The following is a 17,535-nucleotide window of genomic DNA, read 5'->3' as shown; positions in this document are numbered from 1 at the left end:
TTTCCTACAGTGTAAAGAAAACTTGCCGATTGACGAGCCCTGCCCCTGGGCGAAGACAGGGGCTTAGTTGCATTTATACTTGATTCCTAGCATTCCTCACTACGTCGACTGTCTTCTAGCTAGAAATTGATACTTTTCTTAAAGTGTAAAAAAACCTTTGATTTTCATCTAATATTCTGATAATATCGACATGAAATCAATTGGACTAACCAGTAGCCCAAAAATCTTTTTAAACGTGATGGGTATCTTATAAGTTCTGCAAAAGCGATAGCAAAAAAGAATACCGAATATTATGAGGAGGTATGGCCAAATGGCGATTGAGAAAGTAAATAAGAACAATCCATGGGCAAAGTTTCATGGTCCTAATCTTGGCTATGTGATCGAGCAATACGAGCAATACGTAAATGGGACCGACTCCGTTGATCCGGAATTAACGGAGCTTTTTGTAAAGTGGGGCTCTCCTTTATCCTTTGAAGCAAGCCCATTCCAAGAAAACATCGAAAGCTCAGCTTCTGTGCTTAGCAATGCGGCAGATACGGAAAAAATAATAAAAACAGTAAAGCTGCTTGATGACATTCGTTCATACGGACATTTATCAGCTCACATGAATCCGCTCGAGAAACAGGATATCAAGCACTCTTTGCTAACTCCCGAAAAATATGGTTTAAGCAAGCATGATTTGCAAACAATTCCTGCTAAATTGGTATGGAAGGACGCACCAGAGAACATTCAGACTGCATTCGATGCGCTAAACCAGTTACAAGAAATGTACATGGGCTCTTTAGCTTATGAGTTCGCCCACGTCCATCATATAGAAGAACGAACATGGTTACATCAGATAGTAGAAAATGGCTCTTTAAGTCGGGCACTATCAAAAGCAGAACGAAGCAACCTGCTGAAGCAGCTGACAGAGGTCGAAGGGTTTGAACAGTTTTTACATAAAACCTTTGTCGGTCAGAAGCGATTTTCCATTGAAGGAGTCGACATGCTTGTACCAATGCTTGATGAAATGATTCGTGAAGGAGTCGAAGCTGGAGTACACAATGTGTTGATTGGCATGGCCCACCGGGGACGCTTAAGTGTGCTGGCACATGTGTTAGAAAAACCATACAGTAAGATTTTCTCTGAATTTCAACACGCTTCCACTAAACAACAAGATCCATCCGGCAAGCCTGTTAACATCAGTGAGGGCTGGACAGGAGATGTGAAATATCACTTAGGGCGTGACCGATTGATCGACGGTTCCTCTGCGATTCGCACCCGGATTACCTTAGCCAATAATCCGAGCCATCTTGAATTTGTCGATCCGGTGGTCGAAGGATTTGCAAGAGCAGCCCAGGAGGAACGACATAAAGCCGGTTGCCCTGAACAGGATGTTATGAAAGCGTTCTCTATTTTAATCCATGGTGACGCTGCCTTTCCTGGCCAGGGAATTGTAGCGGAAACCTTGAATTTGAGCAAATTAAAAGGCTATCAAACCGGAGGAACGATCCATATCATTGTGAACAACATGGTCGGCTTTACGACAGATAGCCGCGATTCCCGTTCTACGAGATATGCAAGTGATCTGGCAAAGGGATTTGAAATTCCGATTGTGCATGTGAATGCAGATGATCCAGAAGCATGCCTGGCTGCTGCCTATCTTGCGTACCAATATCGTGTCCGTTTTAAAAAGGATTTTTTGATTGACTTAGTAGGCTATCGACGTTTTGGCCACAATGAGATGGATGATCCAGCGGTTACGCAGCCACAGGTGTACAAGAAAATTGTAAAGCATCCAACTGTCCGGGCCTTGTATGCCGATCAATTACAAACAAAGGGCATTCTCAGCGAGGAAGAAGTAGCACAAATTCAGCGCAGCGTGCAAGAAATATTGCAGGCCGCGTACGACAAGGTTGCAGAGAAAAAGCAGGCTACAACCGCTGAAGTAAAGGTACCAGAAATTATTGCCAATGGAATTCCAAGTATAGAAACGGGCGTACCGCTCGATACTCTTCGTGAGTTAAATCGTGAATTGCTGAAGTGGCCAGAAGGATTTAATGTTTATCCAAAATTAAAGCGCATTCTTGAGCGCCGTGAAACCGCGTTAGCGGAAAATGGCAAAGTGGAATGGGCAGTAGCGGAAGCCTTGGCATTCGCGACAATGCTAAAAGAAGGCACACCAATTCGCCTAACCGGTCAAGATTCGGAACGTGGAACATTTGCGCAACGTCACATTGTCTTGCATGACACCGAGACGAATGAGACCTTTTCACCATTGCACCGTCTGCCGCAGGCCCGCGCTTCATTTGCGGTTCATAATAGTCCGCTGTCAGAAGCAGCTGTTGTTGGCTTTGAATACGGTTATAATGTCTTCGCTCCTGAAACACTCGTGATGTGGGAAGCGCAGTATGGTGATTTTGCCAATACCGCCCAAGCGCTCTTTGACCAATTTGTTTCAGCGGCAAGAGCGAAATGGGGTCAAAAATCAGGCCTTGTTCTCCTATTGCCTCACGGTTATGAAGGACAAGGTCCAGAACACTCAAGCGCCCGTCCAGAACGCTTTTTACAGCTGGCAGCTGAAAATAACTGGACAGTCGCGAACTTAACGAGTGCGGCCCAATATTTTCATATTTTGCGTCGTCAGGCATCAATTTTAGGAACAGAGTATGTGCGGCCGCTAGTCATCATGACACCAAAAAGTCTGTTGCGTCATCCACTGACCGCTTCTGTTGGCACAGAGCTTAGCGAAGGACATTTCCAAACAGCAGTGGAACAGCCGCAGCTTGGAGGAAAGGTCGACAAAGTAAAGCGTTTAGTATTAACAACAGGAAAAATGGCCATCGATTTGGCAACGGAGATCGAATCGGGTAAGGAAAATCGAAATTTGGATGAGATACACATCGTTCGGATCGAACAGTTATATCCATTTCCGAAGCAAAAGGTAGAGGCTATTATGCAACGTTATCCTAATCTAGAAGAGATGATTTGGGTGCAGGAAGAGCCGAAAAATATGGGAGCATGGCACTATATCGCTCCACTTCTCCTTGAACTAGCTTCCGGAAGCCTAAAGGTGGACTATATTGGACGGCCGGAACGTTCAAGCCCTTCAGGCGGTGACCCAGCTGTTCATAAAAAAGAACAAGAACGGATTGTCCAGCAAGCATTGAGAATTGAAGATCCAGCAGATAGTCAAAAGCAAGAAAAAGTGTTAGTGACAAGCTGACAATGGCAATCAGCGAAACGCTCAGTTAAAAGGTTTCTTTAAAATAGAAAGACTCAAAAAACAGGAGGGTGCAACACATGATTGAAATTAAAGTGCCAGAGCTTGCAGAATCTATTACAGAGGGAACTATTTCAAGCTGGCTTATCAAGGTTGGAGACAGAGTAAACAAAGGGGAAAGTGTCGTTGAGCTTGAAACAGATAAAGTAAATATTGAAGTAAACGCAGATGATGCCGGAGTATTAACACAGCTATTAAAACAGCCTGGTGACATCGTAGAGGTTGGAGATGTTATTGCTATTTTAGAAGAAAATGCAGATGTCAGCGCACCTGCTGCCGAGCCTGTCGCCCAACAAGCTCCTGCCCCAAGCGCACCTGCTGCGCCAGTTCATAATCAAGCTGTACATCGCTTTCCAAGCACAGGTCAGCCTGTTGCTTCACCGGCAGCTAGAAAGCTAGCACGTGAAACAGGAATTGATTTAAATGACGTACGAAGCGCTGATCCACTGGGCAGAATTAGAACGTCTGATGTGAAGGCAGCAATCTCTCCAGCTCCTGTGGCAGAAGCACCAAAAACAGAAAAACCTGCTCAAAAGCCTGCAGTTGCACAGATGGAAACAGAGTTTGCAAAGCCGGTCGAACGCGTGAAAATGTCTCGCCGCCGCCAAACCATTGCAAAGCGTCTTGTGGAAGTGCAGCATACAGCAGCGATGCTAACTACATTTAATGAAGTAGATATGTCTGCAGTAATGAAACTGCGTGCAAAACGTAAGGATGCATTCTTTGAAAAGCATGGTGTCCGCCTTGGCTTCATGTCATTCTTTACAAAAGCTGTAGTAGCAGCACTTAAGAAGTACCCGCTGCTCAATGCAGAAATTCAAGCTGATGAAATTATCGTAAAGAAATTTTATGATATCGGCATCGCAGTGGCAGCACCAGAAGGATTAGTGGTACCAGTTGTACGCGATGCAAACCAAAAAAACTTTGCTGAAATCGAAGGTGAAATTAGCCAGCTCGGCAAAAAAGCACGTGATAATGCTCTTACCTTAAAAGAGCTGCAAGGCGGCACATTTACGATCACAAACGGCGGCGTTTTCGGCTCCTTAATGTCAACACCGATCTTAAACAGCCCGCAGGTCGGAATTCTCGGGATGCATAAGATCCAAACAAGACCAATCGCAATTGATGAGGAACGAATGGAAAATCGACCAATGATGTATATTGCTCTTTCCTATGACCACCGCATTGTTGACGGAAAAGAAGCAGTCAGCTTCCTAGCTACCGTAAAAGAATTATTAGAAAACCCTGAGTCCTTATTATTAGAAGGATAATAACTTTATATAGTGCTAGCGTAAAGAAAGGGCAGGTTTCCAAAAAAGGAAACCTGCCCTAATTAAAAATGATCCATGAACTACCTGTTCGACACGTCATCCTCGTTAACAGAAGCGTCCAAATTGAATGCAACTAATTGGTTTATTAGTTAATGTTGTTTGTTATTCACCTTAGTATATCGACAAAAAGTATCTGCTTTATGGTCAAACATTGTGTCGCATCCTGTTTGTATAGCGTTAGGATATATAGCCAGTTTATCATACCTTACTTTCATACACATGGAGGATTAAACAATGAAGCAATTCATAAATATGCGTTATCCAGTGGAATTATTAAGACGTATTGATGATTTTAAGGAAAAGAATGATTTTTCAACTCGTACACAAGCTATTATTTATCTTATTCAATTCTCACTTAAGAAATTGGAAAAATCGGATGTAAAATAATTATTTTTCCCGAAAGCAACTCATCCCTGTTTATTTATAGTTTTTTGTAGAGCTGCAGCAGGGATGAATCCATCGTGTAATCCAAAGGAGAGAAAATAGGAAAATTGAAAACGAAATGGATCGGCTCATTGATTTGTATGATTCTCCTTGTGGCCTTCATCAGCTTTATCGTTCGCTTTCTTAAAGAAGATGACAGGCCTAAAGTCGTTGTGGTGTTAAAAACCTTAGATAAAGAATATTGGAGAATCTTTAAAGCAGGTACAGAAAAGGCGTTTCATGATTTTGATATAGATGGTAAAGTAGTCGCTCCAGATTCCGCATACCCAATTACAAAGCAATTAAATATGTTAAAAGCTGTTGTGAAGGAAAACCCAGATGCATTAATCGTTACTCCATCTAATCCATCTCTTACCATTCCTGTATTGGAAGAATTTAAGCAAAAACACATTCCAGTGCTGCTTGCAGATACGGATTTCAAGTGGACGGACAAAACCGCTTATATAGGAACAGATAATCTTGAATTAGGAAAAACAGCAGGTGCACTGTTAGGTTCGATGTTACAACCTGGAGACCAAGTGGCCCTTATTGGCGGAATTTCAGACGAGCCCGTCTTCAATGATCGAATAAAAGGAGCGAAACAGACTTTAGAGGATGCTGGAATCGAAATTGCCACAGAGCAGTCAGGGTATGACGATACGGGCCACGTAAAATCAGTGATGGAAAACATATTACAGACTTATCCTGATATCAAGGGCGTAATTGCTGTTAATGATTTAATAGCTCTAGATGCCTTAAAAACCATAGAGAAACAAGGGACGAAACTTCCTGTTATTGGAGCTGACGGCATTACTGAAATGGTTAAGTATATTGAAAAGGGAGATTTAGATGCTACCGTAGCGCAGAATCCTTACGACATGGGTTATTTAAGTGTTAAACAAGCGCTGAAAGCAATTAAGGGGGACTCTGTCGAGAAGAGAATTGATAGCGGGATTGATCTGATAACTCAGGATAATGCAAAAGATAAATTAGATTTTTTGGCAAACGCAGTGAATTTGAGATAGTGATTTTTTTTAAGACTTTAGGGGCTTTTGGTCACCCTTTTTCCAAAGCCCCTTGTTTATTTCATAAAAATTTTACTAGGCTGTTGAAAACAGACTTTATCATTTGTGCTGGGCGTGGCAAATCCGGGAAGAAAAGCAGAAGGATGGCCAGTACCCATTCCATCGCTACCAATATGACAAAGACTGACTTCTCCTTGTTCTGGTTCGGGTTTATTCTAGGCCATTCATACAGAAACATAAGAGCAACCACTAGTGTTACACCTATGACAAAAAACCATGTCAATTTTCTTCACCTCACTGTTGAGCACTTCCCATACCAGTTCTAAGAATATGAGCCTTGATATCAAACGTCACCTCAACCTCAGGGAATAGCTCCTTCCAGTCATCCTTCATTTCATTCCAATTGTGGGGATATTTTTTCTCAAAGGCATCTGCGAAGCCAAAAATATCGGTTTTCATTTCTTTTTGCACTTGATCTATCGTTTTTGTTAAACGTGCTTTTATCTTTTTATCTACCGCTCTCTCCAACACCTTCCCATTTTCCGGATCCTCTAGCTTCAAACTGCTTTCGTTTAAAATCACTTCAGCCTCCATTACCGCTTTAACAGTCATCTCCAATTTCCCATCCTTGATTTTCGGGTTAAGCTTCGTGTACGCCTGAATGATATGCATTGAAATATATCCATCTGCCTCTTCAGGATTCACTGTAATGTTGGCGTCCTCGATCTCGTTTCTTATCCAAAGCACCCCCCTCGTTACTTCATCATTAAGAGAGCCTACCATTTTGTCCTGCTTAAAAACAGCGGTACGATTAATATACGCAATAGTTTGTAAAGAACCCTGACCCTTTTCTGCTGGTAATCGACCAATCATTGGAAGAGCTGCTGCATCTTTTTTCAACATTTGCAGTAACTCAATTAATGTCACGTGCATCAGGACCTTAGATGCAGCCAATTCCCGCAGCACTTCAGATGAGCTTTTTTCAAGAGGAGGATGTAAGACTAGCACATCCTTTGCACTTCCCTTTGCGACAAACACATAAGCTCTGAGTCGAGGCTCCGAATACCGGATAAAGAAATCGATTTGATCACGGATCCCTTCTTTCGCCAGTTTCTCACCAATCACAATCACTTCTGAATGACCCCAAAAGACTTTTCGCGGAATTTTTTCTTTCAGATCCTCTAGAGCCTCTGCGATAGTGACTCCCTGTCCAGTTCTGATCATGGTTGAACCTCCGCCTCCACCGCCTCCTCCACTGCTTTCTTGATTAAGCTGTGCTGCAGGAATAGCAATTTCAACGGTCACTTCGATTACATTGTCTTTTTTTTTGTCTAATCCAATTCCCCTGATGAGGGCGATATCATTTAGTTCTGTTCGATCCCAACAACCACTAAGAAGCAGCATACTTGTACAAGCGAAAATCAACAGGAGGATTCTCATCCTTTTGCTTCCTCCTTATTTTGCTGCTTCCCTTTTCGTATGTAAGCAACAAGCAGGAGAAATAACGGGATAGCCGTTTGCATAACTGGGTCTATAAAATGGGCAATCTGATTATGACTAGTTAATACCCATTTATTGGGTACTTGCCAGATCGACATCAGAATCATTAGAAAGCCGACCGGAAAGACAATTGGACGATAGTCTGACAGGTTTAGCCATTGAGAAAGTCCCAATACCAATGCATAATAAATTACGCTAATTTTCATAAACGCTCCCGCAATCCAACATGCCATGACGAGAGATTCAAGATGAGAGAGGAAATCAGCAATACTAATATATGTAACAGCAGCCATTAACGGAGCCTCAAAATTTCCTGTGGACTCTCCGAACACCAAAAGAGTAGTGAGGTTTGTCACTACCATCGTCAGCACTACGGCAACTAGCGAAATCACCGCCCATTTCCTTCCTTTTGTTCGGTCCGTTACCATAGGGAGAAAAAAGGAGATGTAAAAAAATTGACCAAACCAAATATTCAGGAAGATGGTTGCCCTTATCGATGGCATAATTCCGTTTCCCATGATGGGAAATACATGTTTCATTTCTAAATCTGGAAGCAGAAGGATCACGATGAGGATAAGAGCCACTAGTAAAATGGGCACAATCATTTCCGCCAGCCTTCCCAGTACCTCCAGCCCCCCTCTTATCGCAAAAGCACAAGTCATTATCATACTTCCAAGAATGACAATTTTCGGGGTTTTGGGAAGAAAGTTACCCATCATAAACTCCCCATATTGAAAGATAACATAGCTGCTTGAGTGTAAGTAAAACAGCAAAAGGATTCCCCCAAGGATCTTCCCTAAAGCTGTCCCTAAAATATTACAGCTGTATTGGATAACAGTCTCTTTTGGATAGAATCGGTGCAAACGGTACGCTATAAATATCGTCAATGCCCCCGTAGCAGAGGCTAAAATAGGGGGAATCCATAGATCGCGTCCTGCATATTCAAACATAGAAGCTGGCAAAAAAAGAATCCCAGTTGCGATGATAGTAGGATAAATCATCAGCCCCATTTGTAACGAAGATATTTTTCCTTTCTCCATCAGTCTGTTTCCCCCCCATTTTTAGGGCCTGGTTTTTGCTGAGGTGCTTGACGGTATTGATTGTATTTCCCTGTTAAATGCGGGCGTGTGTTTAATGCCCACCAAGGGGCTCTTATGAGTACATCCTTCATATCTCTTCCTTTCATCGGAGCCATTGGGGAAAGGTATGGAACACCGAAGGAACGTAAGGTGCATAAGTGGATGAGAATGTTGATAAGGCCTAGCATCACTCCGAGTAATCCCAGTATACCCGCCATAAATATCATCGGAAAGCGCAACAACCTTATAGAGGCTCCAAAGTTGTAGCGGGGAATAGTAAAAGAAGCGATTCCCGTAAGAGCGACCACCATAACCATTGGAGCTGAAACTAAACCTGCCTCAATGGCTGCCTGACCAATTACTAAGGCCCCTACAATACTAACGGCCGCCCCCACCTGCTTCGGCAGCCTGACTCCAGCCTCACGTAAAGCTTCAAAGGTAACCTCCATTAATAACGCTTCTACGAACGCCGGAAAAGGGACATTTTCCCGAGAAGCTACCATACTAAGGATCAGCTTCGTAGGTACCATCTCCTGGTGGTAGCTTAAAACCGCTACATAGATTGAAGGAAGGAAAAGGGCTAGCAGCATAAGTAAATAGCGTAACCAGCGGATTACTGAACCTAACGTAAAATGTTGGTAATAATCTTCACTAGCTTGAAGCAATGCATAAAGAGTCGTGGGCGCAATCAATGCAAAAGGACTGCCATCGACAAGAATAACAACACGGCCCTCTAGCAAATGGGCAACAGCTGTATCAGGTCGTTCGGTACTCATAATCTGGGGAAATACGGAAAATGGATTATCCTGTATCATTTCTTCCACATACCCGCTGTCTACTATTCCATCGATGTCGATTCGTTGCAGCCGATTTGTCACCTCTTCGATCAGGGTTGTATCTGCAATTCCTTCCACATAGGAAATGATAATATCCGTTTCGGTATATCGCCCAATTTTTATGGATTTCATTTTTAATTGGGGACTTTTGATCCTTCTTCGCAGCAGTGATGTATTCACTCCTAGTGTTTCGATAAATCCTTCACGCGGTCCTTTTACAACTGATTCCGAAGTGGGTTCCTCAATCGAACGCTTCTCCCATTGAGCCAGTCCTAAGGCCGCCCCCTGACCTTCTCCATCAATTAATATGACTGGATTGCCTCTAGATATTTGTCCGATACAATCATCCAAGGTTTTCACTTCTGTTACCTTTGAAACAGATACTGTTTCCTTCAGCCATTCGGTAAGCTGCTGTCGCTCTCCTTTTGCCTCGTGCATCAATGGCGAAAGCACATTTATATCCATCTCTTGCACATTCGATAAACCCTCAATATAAATTAGTTCTGCCTTTACTTGTCCGCCAATCAAGAAAGACCGAAACACGACATCCGAGCAATCTGTATAGAGAGAACGAAGAAGCTGGAGATTTTGATCCAAGTCCGAAGAAAGCAATTCTTGCTGCTTCTCATCCTGCTGATCTTGCTCTATTCTATTATCCTTAGACCTCCTAAACATCATTTACATCCCTCTTTTTTTCTATATAACATCCATCGTTACACTTCAATTTCAGCTAATTATTCGTGTACCATTATGGACAAAATACAAGAGATTTAAACGACACCTTGCCTCTACCCCTATATACGGATATACAAGTCAACTGCATAGCCAGGGACAAACTGTTGCTCTTATACTTTATTGCTAAAATTTCTCACTACGTCGAATTGGCTTCTAGCTAGAAATTTATACTTTCTTAAAATGCAAAAAATCACCATTCTCATCAATTCATTGACTAGTCAACGCATTAATGAAAACGGTGATTCCTTTAGGGTGTATAACTCAAAAACATGTTTTTGCACTTCGAGCAACCCTCTCTTCGTTGGTAGATACAAGATACTCTTACAAGGTCTGTGTATCATTACTAATAGCTAAAGAAACCAATTAATAAATTTCCTTAATACCAGATAAACGAATGGAGAAGATCTTTTGCTGTTCATCCTTTAAGGAAAGGGTTTGTTGATGCAGATCAAGCTTGCAAACACGGCCCTTACATGTTTGTAACAACCCATTTTTATAGTAATTAATAGTGAGCAAGTGATTTTTTAGTAATGCTTTTAGAATCATTTTATTTATCTCCTTTCTAACAAATGGTCTGTGTCGATAACACTCTTCAAATGAGTGACTACTTATAAAAAGTTACAGGAAGCTATGCAGCTTTAAGATATCGGTTACTACACTTTTATTATAGCTCAGAATTTAGGCGGCGTTTACAATCACATTTGAACACTTTGTGAAAATTTGCACAAGATGAAATTATCGCAATATGAAAGTGCAAGCACACACATTCTCAGCAAAGTCTTATGGATTGTTCGACCCGTTCATAATGTTCGTAAAAGTGACTTGTATGAACGAAGAACTCCTAGCTTATTAGAAGATGGGAGTTCTTCATTGGTTCTAGCCCAAAATGAGCCCGGTATTCAAAACTACATTCTTCAGTAAACTTGATCAGGATAAAATCATATAGGTAGCAGTCCCCATTGCCACTAATGTCCCATCCGGATTTACTATCTCGGCCTGTCCTACTGCCAGAGTTCTTCCTCGATGAGAAAGTTTAGCTTTAGCAATCAAATAGCTTCCTTTGGCGGGACGAAGATAGTTAATGTTCAGCTCAACTGTGGTCGAGACCTGATCCTGTGATAGTGTAGAACGTACGGCAGAACCGACAGCACCATCAATAAGGGAGGCAAGAACTCCTCCATGAACGGAGCCTCTCCTTTGGTGTAGGTTTGGTGTTATATTTATCCTTAACTCAGCATACCCTTCTTCAATTACTTTCTCTTCCATCCCAATATAATCCCAAAAAGGGCTCATTCCCGGTTCAGTTTTCTTCATAGAGTAAGTCCCCCCTTTCTTTTGTTATTCATTACAATAGCCAAGGGCTTATTGCGACTGAATCCTTTATGAAATTAACTCATTCTGACGTGACTCTGGGTCAGCACTTTCAATCGGCTCTAGATCTTTCAGCAGGAACGTATAGCTCAAAATCCCAGCGATGAGAAAGGCTGCTGCTAATAGGAACGCATACATAAAAGAGCCGGTGGCCTGAACGATAAATCCTGTAGTAATTGGCGCTATAATTGCCATCGAATTGTTTCCAAAGGTTAAAAGTCCTGTCAATGTTCCCACACTTCCCTTAGGCGCAATAAAGGTTGGGATGCTATAGGCAACCGCCGACGTAACTACAAGACCACCAAGAGCCAGTGAAATCCAAAATACAGCCATATTTACACTATGAGTGAACGCTGCACCAATGATTGATAGGCCGAAAATCATCCCCGTAACTAAAAATGTTTTGCATACGCGCGTTCGATTGTAGCCCTTATTAATGAGACGATCTACGAGCCAGCCACCAATGACAAGCTCTGTGATTGTACCAACAATCCACGGAATCGCCGAGTACCATCCAGATTTCAATATTGACATGCCCATTTCTGTTGCAAGGTAACCTGGAAGCCAGGTGAGGAATAAAAACCATGAATATCCATAGGATGCAAATCCAATAAAGACTGCCCACACTTTTCGTTTTGTTAATAGGTAACGCATGTTTTTCATTGTACTGCCTGAAGCTTCTTTTGAACTTTGTGAACCGCCCTCGGTAATATATTGATATTCTTCCTTCGTCAAACGTTTATCTTCATGCGGTTCACGGTACCATATCCAAAACACAACGGCATAGACCAAGCTGAGAATAGCAGTTGCCAAAAAGCCGCCGCGCCATCCCCATTCAGTCACGACCAAGGCTAGTATCGGAGCACCAATTGCATTGGAAAGCTTAGACTGCGAATCATAAGTAGCGATGGCCCTCCCTCGTTCATTTCGCGGAACCCATTGACTGACTGCCTTGGCAGCAGACGGGAAAAATGGAGCCTCTCCCACACCCAATAAGACCCTGGATAAGATAATTAATCCCCATCCATTAGCCACTGCGGTTAAAAGGCAAGCTCCTGCCCAGATAACCGTAGCCACCCGCGTTATCCATTTAACGCCGATCTTGTCCAATAAAGGCCCGATAGGAAGTTGAAGAAGAGCGTACGACCAAGCAAAGGCAGATAAGAAAATCCCCATCTGACCTGCTGTCAAATCAAATTCCTTTTGTAATAACGGCATTGCGATCGACATATTGATTCGGTCGAAATAGTTCACGATCACACCAAAAGCAATTAAGATTACAATTGACCAACGATGTTTTTTCATACTTTCCCCCATTTACTCGAATGTTTTATCCATCCACCCGTAAGTATGCGCTTTCATTTCCGTTCGGAATTACTACTAACAACACGCTGCTCCTGCCTCATGTTTTATTTTTAAGTATTGAGATGAGATAAGGAAAGCTCCTCATCTCATTGTTCTTAATCGTTAGACAGCTATCCTTGAAGGCGATAGCACCATAACAACCAAGGCGGATCATCACCTGAGTTTACCTGCTGATGAAATTCTCCCCCGAGACTGAACATGTAGTCGCTATCCGCAGGCTATTCGATTGCCGCTACGGCAGCTCTCAGGCCAAGGAGGTAGCTTTCGACTCCGAATCCGCAGATTTGCCCCTTTGCAATATCTGCAAAAACTGAATGATGTCGAAACTCTTCTCTTGCGTGAATATTAGACATATGAATCTCAATAATTGGTACCGTAAGAATGGCAAGAGCATCACGCAAGCCATAACTATAATGGGTCCATGCACCGGCGTTAATAATCACGGCATCCTTATTCTCTAAAAAGGCTTGATGAATTCTTTCGCACATCTCGCCTTCATGATTAGTCTGAAAGCTTTCTATCTCAACATCTAGCTCATTTGCCAGTTCATTTAGGCGCTCGTTGATCTGATCAAGAGTGATTGTACCATATTGCACAGGATCCCTCTTCCCAAACATGTTGTGATTGATTCCGTGCAGCATCAGAATTTTTTTCATATGATCTCCCCCTTTGTTTTAATAGAATGGAGATTTCCACCATCCTATGGCACTAAGCAAATATCTTGCGAATACAAGTAAGCGCTATCTTATAGCTCGGCATAACTTCCACCTGATGCCACGTAGCATTTTCCTAAGCGTTCAGTTAATATTATCTATCTATAGAAGTAGCCTTTATCTAGATTCATCAGGCCTTTGCGAAATGAGTCTGCGTTCTCGAAGTCCATGTCATGTACGTTTACTAACACATGTGAAACGAGTAAGCCTCAAGATACGTCTTCGCAGTCTGCAGGCAACGTCGTGCATGTTCCTCATACCCTAGTTCCTGAGCGCGTTTGTCGTGGGGCAGCTCAATTGAGTAAGGAATCTCAGGAATCCGATTCACGATATTCGCAATATCAATGCCGCCTTCTCCTATATACAAACGTGCCTCGCGAAGAATTTTGGTCATCTCTTCTTTTGAGGTTGGAATTTCCGCAGGCGCATCGCAAAGATGAAGGAAACGGAACCATTCGCGCGGCACCGCGTCCAAATCCTCAGCCTTATCTCCTGCGCGATGGAAATGATGGATATCGATCATCAGGCCAGCGTTTTCCTGGTTTGCGGTACGAAGAACATCAAGAGTTCCCGCAAGATTGGTTACACTCGCAATCGGAACATACTCTAATTCAATTGTCAGTCCAAATGGTTTAGCGAGCTCGCAAAGCTCAATAAAACGCTCCATATACAAATTGCGATCGTTCGTCCAGATACTGCTAAGAACATGGCGTCCGCCGAGTTCAGCCGCTGCTTCCATAGCAGGTACATATTTCTTTGGATCAACGTCCGCACAAATACGTGCCAGTTCGATGTCAAGAAGCTTCACTCCCGTTTCAGCAAGTGCAGCTTTTGTTTCCCGCATCATCTGTTTATTCTCGGCTAACGCATAGTTCGGCTCGCCGGGCAGACCCATATAAATGGGTCTGAGGCTGATGAAATCATAGCCAGCTCTTGCGGCAAGGTAAGCCATCTCTGGTGGTGTACAACCAAGCACTGTAAGATGGGCTAGGGAGAATTGTTTAGTCATCTTCTTTTATTCCTCCAATCATATAGTGCTTTTTAGCTTTAAACAGATACGTGGTGAACCTTCTTACCTGGAGAATAAATATCCATGATGTTCCAGTGTCCAGCAGTTGGTACTGGGTTGTTTAGCATCGCAACATCGATAACGACCGGTTTATTGGACGCAATGGCCCGTTGTAAAGCAGGCTTAAATTCCTCTGCCGCTTCGATTTTAATTCCTTCCACGCCGTAAGCTCTTGCAATAGCTGCATAGTCAGGAGAATAAGGTTTTCCGTCTTTTTCAAACAATGTCCCAAGAGTTGTGCCGTAATGGGCTTTTTGCAAGCCGGCAATCGTACCGAACGCATAATTATTCATGATGATCCACACAACCGGGATATTTTCCTCAGCCGCTGTTGCAAGCAAGGCAGGATTTTGTCCAAAACCACCATCGCCTACCAACGAAACCACCACTTTATCCGGCCGCGCAATTTTTGCCCCTAAGGCTGCTGGAGCGCCAAATCCCATTGTGGCGAAACCGCCAGGCGTTAAAATGCTGCCTGCTTCATAAATCGGGAACTGCTGTCCCACCCCGTTTTTATTCCAGCCTACATCTGTTGTAATGTACGCATCTTTTGGAAGGACTTCACGAACTTCTTCTAAAATGCGCTGAGGCTGCATTGGGAAAGAGTTATCGGTAATAAATTTTTGATTGCTGTTTTTGAATTCTTCTCGATATGCAGCAATTTCTTGTTTAAGCTCCTCATTTTGCAAGCCTTCTGGTACCAATTCTTTTGCCACACGATTCAGAACCGTTAATGCTTGTTTTAAATCCGCGACCACCCCGATTTCGACTGGATAGTTCCGGCCGATTTCGCTTGGATCGATATCAATTTGAATTAATTTCGTCGGCGGGAAGTTAAAGGTATATTCTGACTCCCATGAACTGCTGTCGGCTTCGGCAAAGCGAGTGCCTAACGCAAAGATATAGTCCGCTTCTTTACATTTATTATTAATAAACTTCGTTCCCCAGAAGCCTGTCATTCCTAATGTGAATGGATGGTCATCAGAAACGGCGCCTTTTCCCATAAGCGAATGGGCAACCGGAATACTCAAATGGTTAACAAGTTCTCTCAGCTCTTGCGCTGCATCTGCTAGCATAATCCCTCCACCCACGTAGAAGAGAGGATTTTGGGCATTCACAAGAGCCTGAATGATTTTTTTCGCTGTAGCATCATCAATCGAAGGCTTATGAAGCACTTTCGTATTGTGGTTTAGCTTCTCAAATAACGCCGGATCCACTTCCTTCGAGAAGATATCCATTGGTACCGATACTAAAACTGGTCCCGGATTTCCGCTTTCCGCCAGTTGGAAGGCTTTCTCCATAATTTCCGGGAATAAATCCGGACGATCTACGCGCCAGGCACGCTTAACAAATGGACGATAAATTTCATACTGCGAAGCATCCGCATGTAGGTTGACTTCCTGATGTGGATGTTTGCCGTAGTAGTGACTTGGAACATCCCCAGCAATCACGACCATTGGAATAGAATCTAAGGCTGCATTGGCAACCCCTGTAGCAGCATTGGTTAGGCCAGGCCCTAAATGACTTAATAAAACAGAAGTTTGTTTTTTCGCTCTCGCATATCCATCAGCCATATGAGCGGAGATTTGTTCGTGTCTGACATTGACAAATTTGATTGAGCTGTTTTCCAAGGCAGTTAAAACCGCAATGTTTGTATGCCCGCAAAGACCAAAAATGTGTTCAACTCCTCTGTCCTCCAAATACTTAACTAACTGATGGGAAATGAGATTGTTCATTCGCTTTGTTCCTCCTTAAAGTTCAAAATAATTTCTCCATACTTTCCTGGAACAGCCGCTTCAGCTATTCTCTCGTCTCCTGTAAATGTTCCTATAATAATAGAAGCAATTGATTATGAATGCTTTAACTGTTCATTGTTTTTATTCACTAACAGGAAGCTGCAATACGATCATTTTCGTTTCTGTCATATCCTCAATCGCATAACGAGGACCCTCACGTCCAATTCCACTATTCTTCACTCCGCCATAAGGCCAGTGATCCAGTCTGAAGTTCGACGTGCCATTAATCACGACACCACCGACTTCCAATGAATGAGCGACTTTATAAGCCAAATCCATTTGATTTGTAAACAATCCTGCCTGAAGTCCAAAGGAAGAGTCATTAGTCTCTGTAATGGCTTCTTCAATAGTTTCATAAGGAATGATACTCACAATCGGTCCAAACACTTCCTGACAAACGACCTTGCTCTGTTTAGGAGGATTTAATAGAAGCGTTGGTTCTACTGTTGCGCCATGCTGTTTACCGCCACATACAACGGTTGCACCTAACTGAACGGATTCATCAATCCAATCCATTACCCGTTTTGCTGCATTTGTATCGACTAAACAGCCGACATCCGTATCAGGTAATAAAGGATCCCCGATGTTAAGCTTTAATATCTCTTCTTTTAAAAGGTCTGTAAACGCTGGAACAACGGAGTGATGCACATAAATTCTTTGAACGGAAATACAGCTTTGTCCTGAATTACTGAAACCTGTTCTCGCACACATTGTGGCAGCTCGCTTTAAATCGGCATCTTCATGGACGATAGTAGAAGCATTTCCCCCCAATTCAAGAAGGACTTTTTTCATATTGGCTAATTCGCATATATTTCTGGCAGCCACTACCCCGCCAGTAAAGGAAATCACATTAATCCGGTCATCCTTGATAATTTGCTGTCCGACTTCTACTCCACCAAGCACCATGTTGACAGCGCTTTCAGGTAAACCAGCCTCTAGTAATAACTTTAAAAGTTCAGTAGCAATCAGCGCTGTTTGCGGCGCCGGTTTTAAAATCACACTATTGCCTGCTGCAAATGCTGGCCCCACC

At 42.9% G+C, this 17,535-nt stretch carries 14 protein-coding genes; 4 read left to right on the top strand and 10 right to left on the bottom strand.

Annotation, left to right across the window (positions count from 1 at the left end):
• The first annotated feature begins 310 nt into the window (after positions 1 to 310).
• From EP737_RS09080 to EP737_RS09070, 4 genes are all read left to right on the top strand, one after another.
• Entirely contained in the window at positions 311 to 3,205 is a 2,895-nt protein-coding gene (locus tag EP737_RS09080) for a 2-oxoglutarate dehydrogenase E1 component (RefSeq protein ID WP_129727659.1), read from the top strand.
• A gap of 77 nt (positions 3,206 to 3,282) precedes the next feature.
• Positions 3,283 to 4,533, top strand: coding sequence for a 2-oxoglutarate dehydrogenase complex dihydrolipoyllysine-residue succinyltransferase (odhB, locus tag EP737_RS09075; protein ID WP_129727658.1), 1,251 nt, complete (start codon positions 3,283 to 3,285; stop codon positions 4,531 to 4,533).
• A 294-nt stretch (positions 4,534 to 4,827) separates the two neighbouring features.
• Positions 4,828 to 4,980 (top strand): hypothetical protein, encoded by a 153-nt coding sequence (locus EP737_RS25495; RefSeq protein ID WP_165350733.1) that lies wholly within the window; start codon positions 4,828 to 4,830, stop codon positions 4,978 to 4,980.
• A 137-nt stretch (positions 4,981 to 5,117) separates the two neighbouring features.
• Positions 5,118 to 6,041 carry a sugar ABC transporter substrate-binding protein gene (locus EP737_RS09070; protein ID WP_205650914.1) on the top strand — a complete coding sequence of 308 codons (924 nt, stop codon included), beginning with the start codon at positions 5,118 to 5,120 and terminating at the stop codon, positions 6,039 to 6,041.
• A 294-nt stretch (positions 6,042 to 6,335) separates the two neighbouring features.
• On the opposite strand, the gene EP737_RS09060 is transcribed toward EP737_RS09070, so the two are convergent.
• The 10 genes from EP737_RS09060 to EP737_RS09015 all read right to left on the bottom strand — a co-directional run.
• Positions 6,336 to 7,481, bottom strand: a complete 1,146-nt coding sequence (locus EP737_RS09060; protein ID WP_129727655.1) for a Ger(x)C family spore germination protein — start codon at positions 7,479 to 7,481, stop codon at positions 6,336 to 6,338.
• Entirely contained in the window at positions 7,478 to 8,581 is a 1,104-nt protein-coding gene (locus EP737_RS09055) for a GerAB/ArcD/ProY family transporter (protein WP_129727654.1), read from the bottom strand. The genes EP737_RS09060 and EP737_RS09055 overlap by 4 nt, the downstream gene beginning before the upstream one ends.
• The gene (locus EP737_RS09050; RefSeq protein WP_129727653.1) at positions 8,581 to 10,134 is read right to left on the bottom strand and encodes a spore germination protein; all 1,554 of its coding nucleotides are present in this window, start codon (positions 10,132 to 10,134) and stop codon (positions 8,581 to 8,583) included. Before EP737_RS09050 ends, EP737_RS09055 begins: the two co-directional genes overlap by 1 nt.
• Before the next feature lie 420 nt (positions 10,135 to 10,554).
• A complete protein-coding gene (locus EP737_RS09045) occupies positions 10,555 to 10,746 on the bottom strand; it encodes a YolD-like family protein (protein ID WP_281278884.1) in 192 nt (63 codons plus the stop codon).
• A gap of 372 nt (positions 10,747 to 11,118) precedes the next feature.
• Entirely contained in the window at positions 11,119 to 11,505 is a 387-nt protein-coding gene (locus tag EP737_RS09040) for a PaaI family thioesterase (protein ID WP_129727651.1), read from the bottom strand.
• Positions 11,506 to 11,571: 66 nt separating this feature from the next.
• The gene (locus EP737_RS09035; protein WP_129727650.1) at positions 11,572 to 12,867 is read right to left on the bottom strand and encodes an MFS transporter; all 1,296 of its coding nucleotides are present in this window, start codon (positions 12,865 to 12,867) and stop codon (positions 11,572 to 11,574) included.
• A gap of 278 nt (positions 12,868 to 13,145) precedes the next feature.
• Positions 13,146 to 13,583 carry a type II 3-dehydroquinate dehydratase gene (gene aroQ, locus EP737_RS09030; RefSeq protein ID WP_129727649.1) on the bottom strand — a complete coding sequence of 146 codons (438 nt, stop codon included), beginning with the start codon at positions 13,581 to 13,583 and terminating at the stop codon, positions 13,146 to 13,148.
• 241 nt (positions 13,584 to 13,824) lie between these two features.
• On the bottom strand, positions 13,825 to 14,649 hold the full coding sequence (locus EP737_RS09025) for a sugar phosphate isomerase/epimerase family protein (protein WP_129727648.1): 825 nt from the start codon (positions 14,647 to 14,649) through the stop codon (positions 13,825 to 13,827).
• Between the two features lie 38 nt (positions 14,650 to 14,687).
• On the bottom strand, positions 14,688 to 16,445 hold the full coding sequence (locus EP737_RS09020) for a thiamine pyrophosphate-binding protein (RefSeq protein ID WP_129727647.1): 1,758 nt from the start codon (positions 16,443 to 16,445) through the stop codon (positions 14,688 to 14,690).
• A 141-nt stretch (positions 16,446 to 16,586) separates the two neighbouring features.
• The coding region (locus EP737_RS09015) for an aldehyde dehydrogenase family protein (protein WP_129727646.1) at positions 16,587 to 17,535 on the bottom strand (949 nt) is incomplete at its 5' end.

Origin of the sequence: Ectobacillus funiculus, assembly GCF_004138295.1 — a bacterium.
Taxonomy (GTDB): Bacteria; Bacillota; Bacilli; order Bacillales; family Bacillaceae_G; genus Ectobacillus; species Ectobacillus funiculus.
The sequence above is the reverse complement of the archived record's forward strand: the minus strand, read 5'-3'. Positions and strand labels throughout refer to the sequence as shown.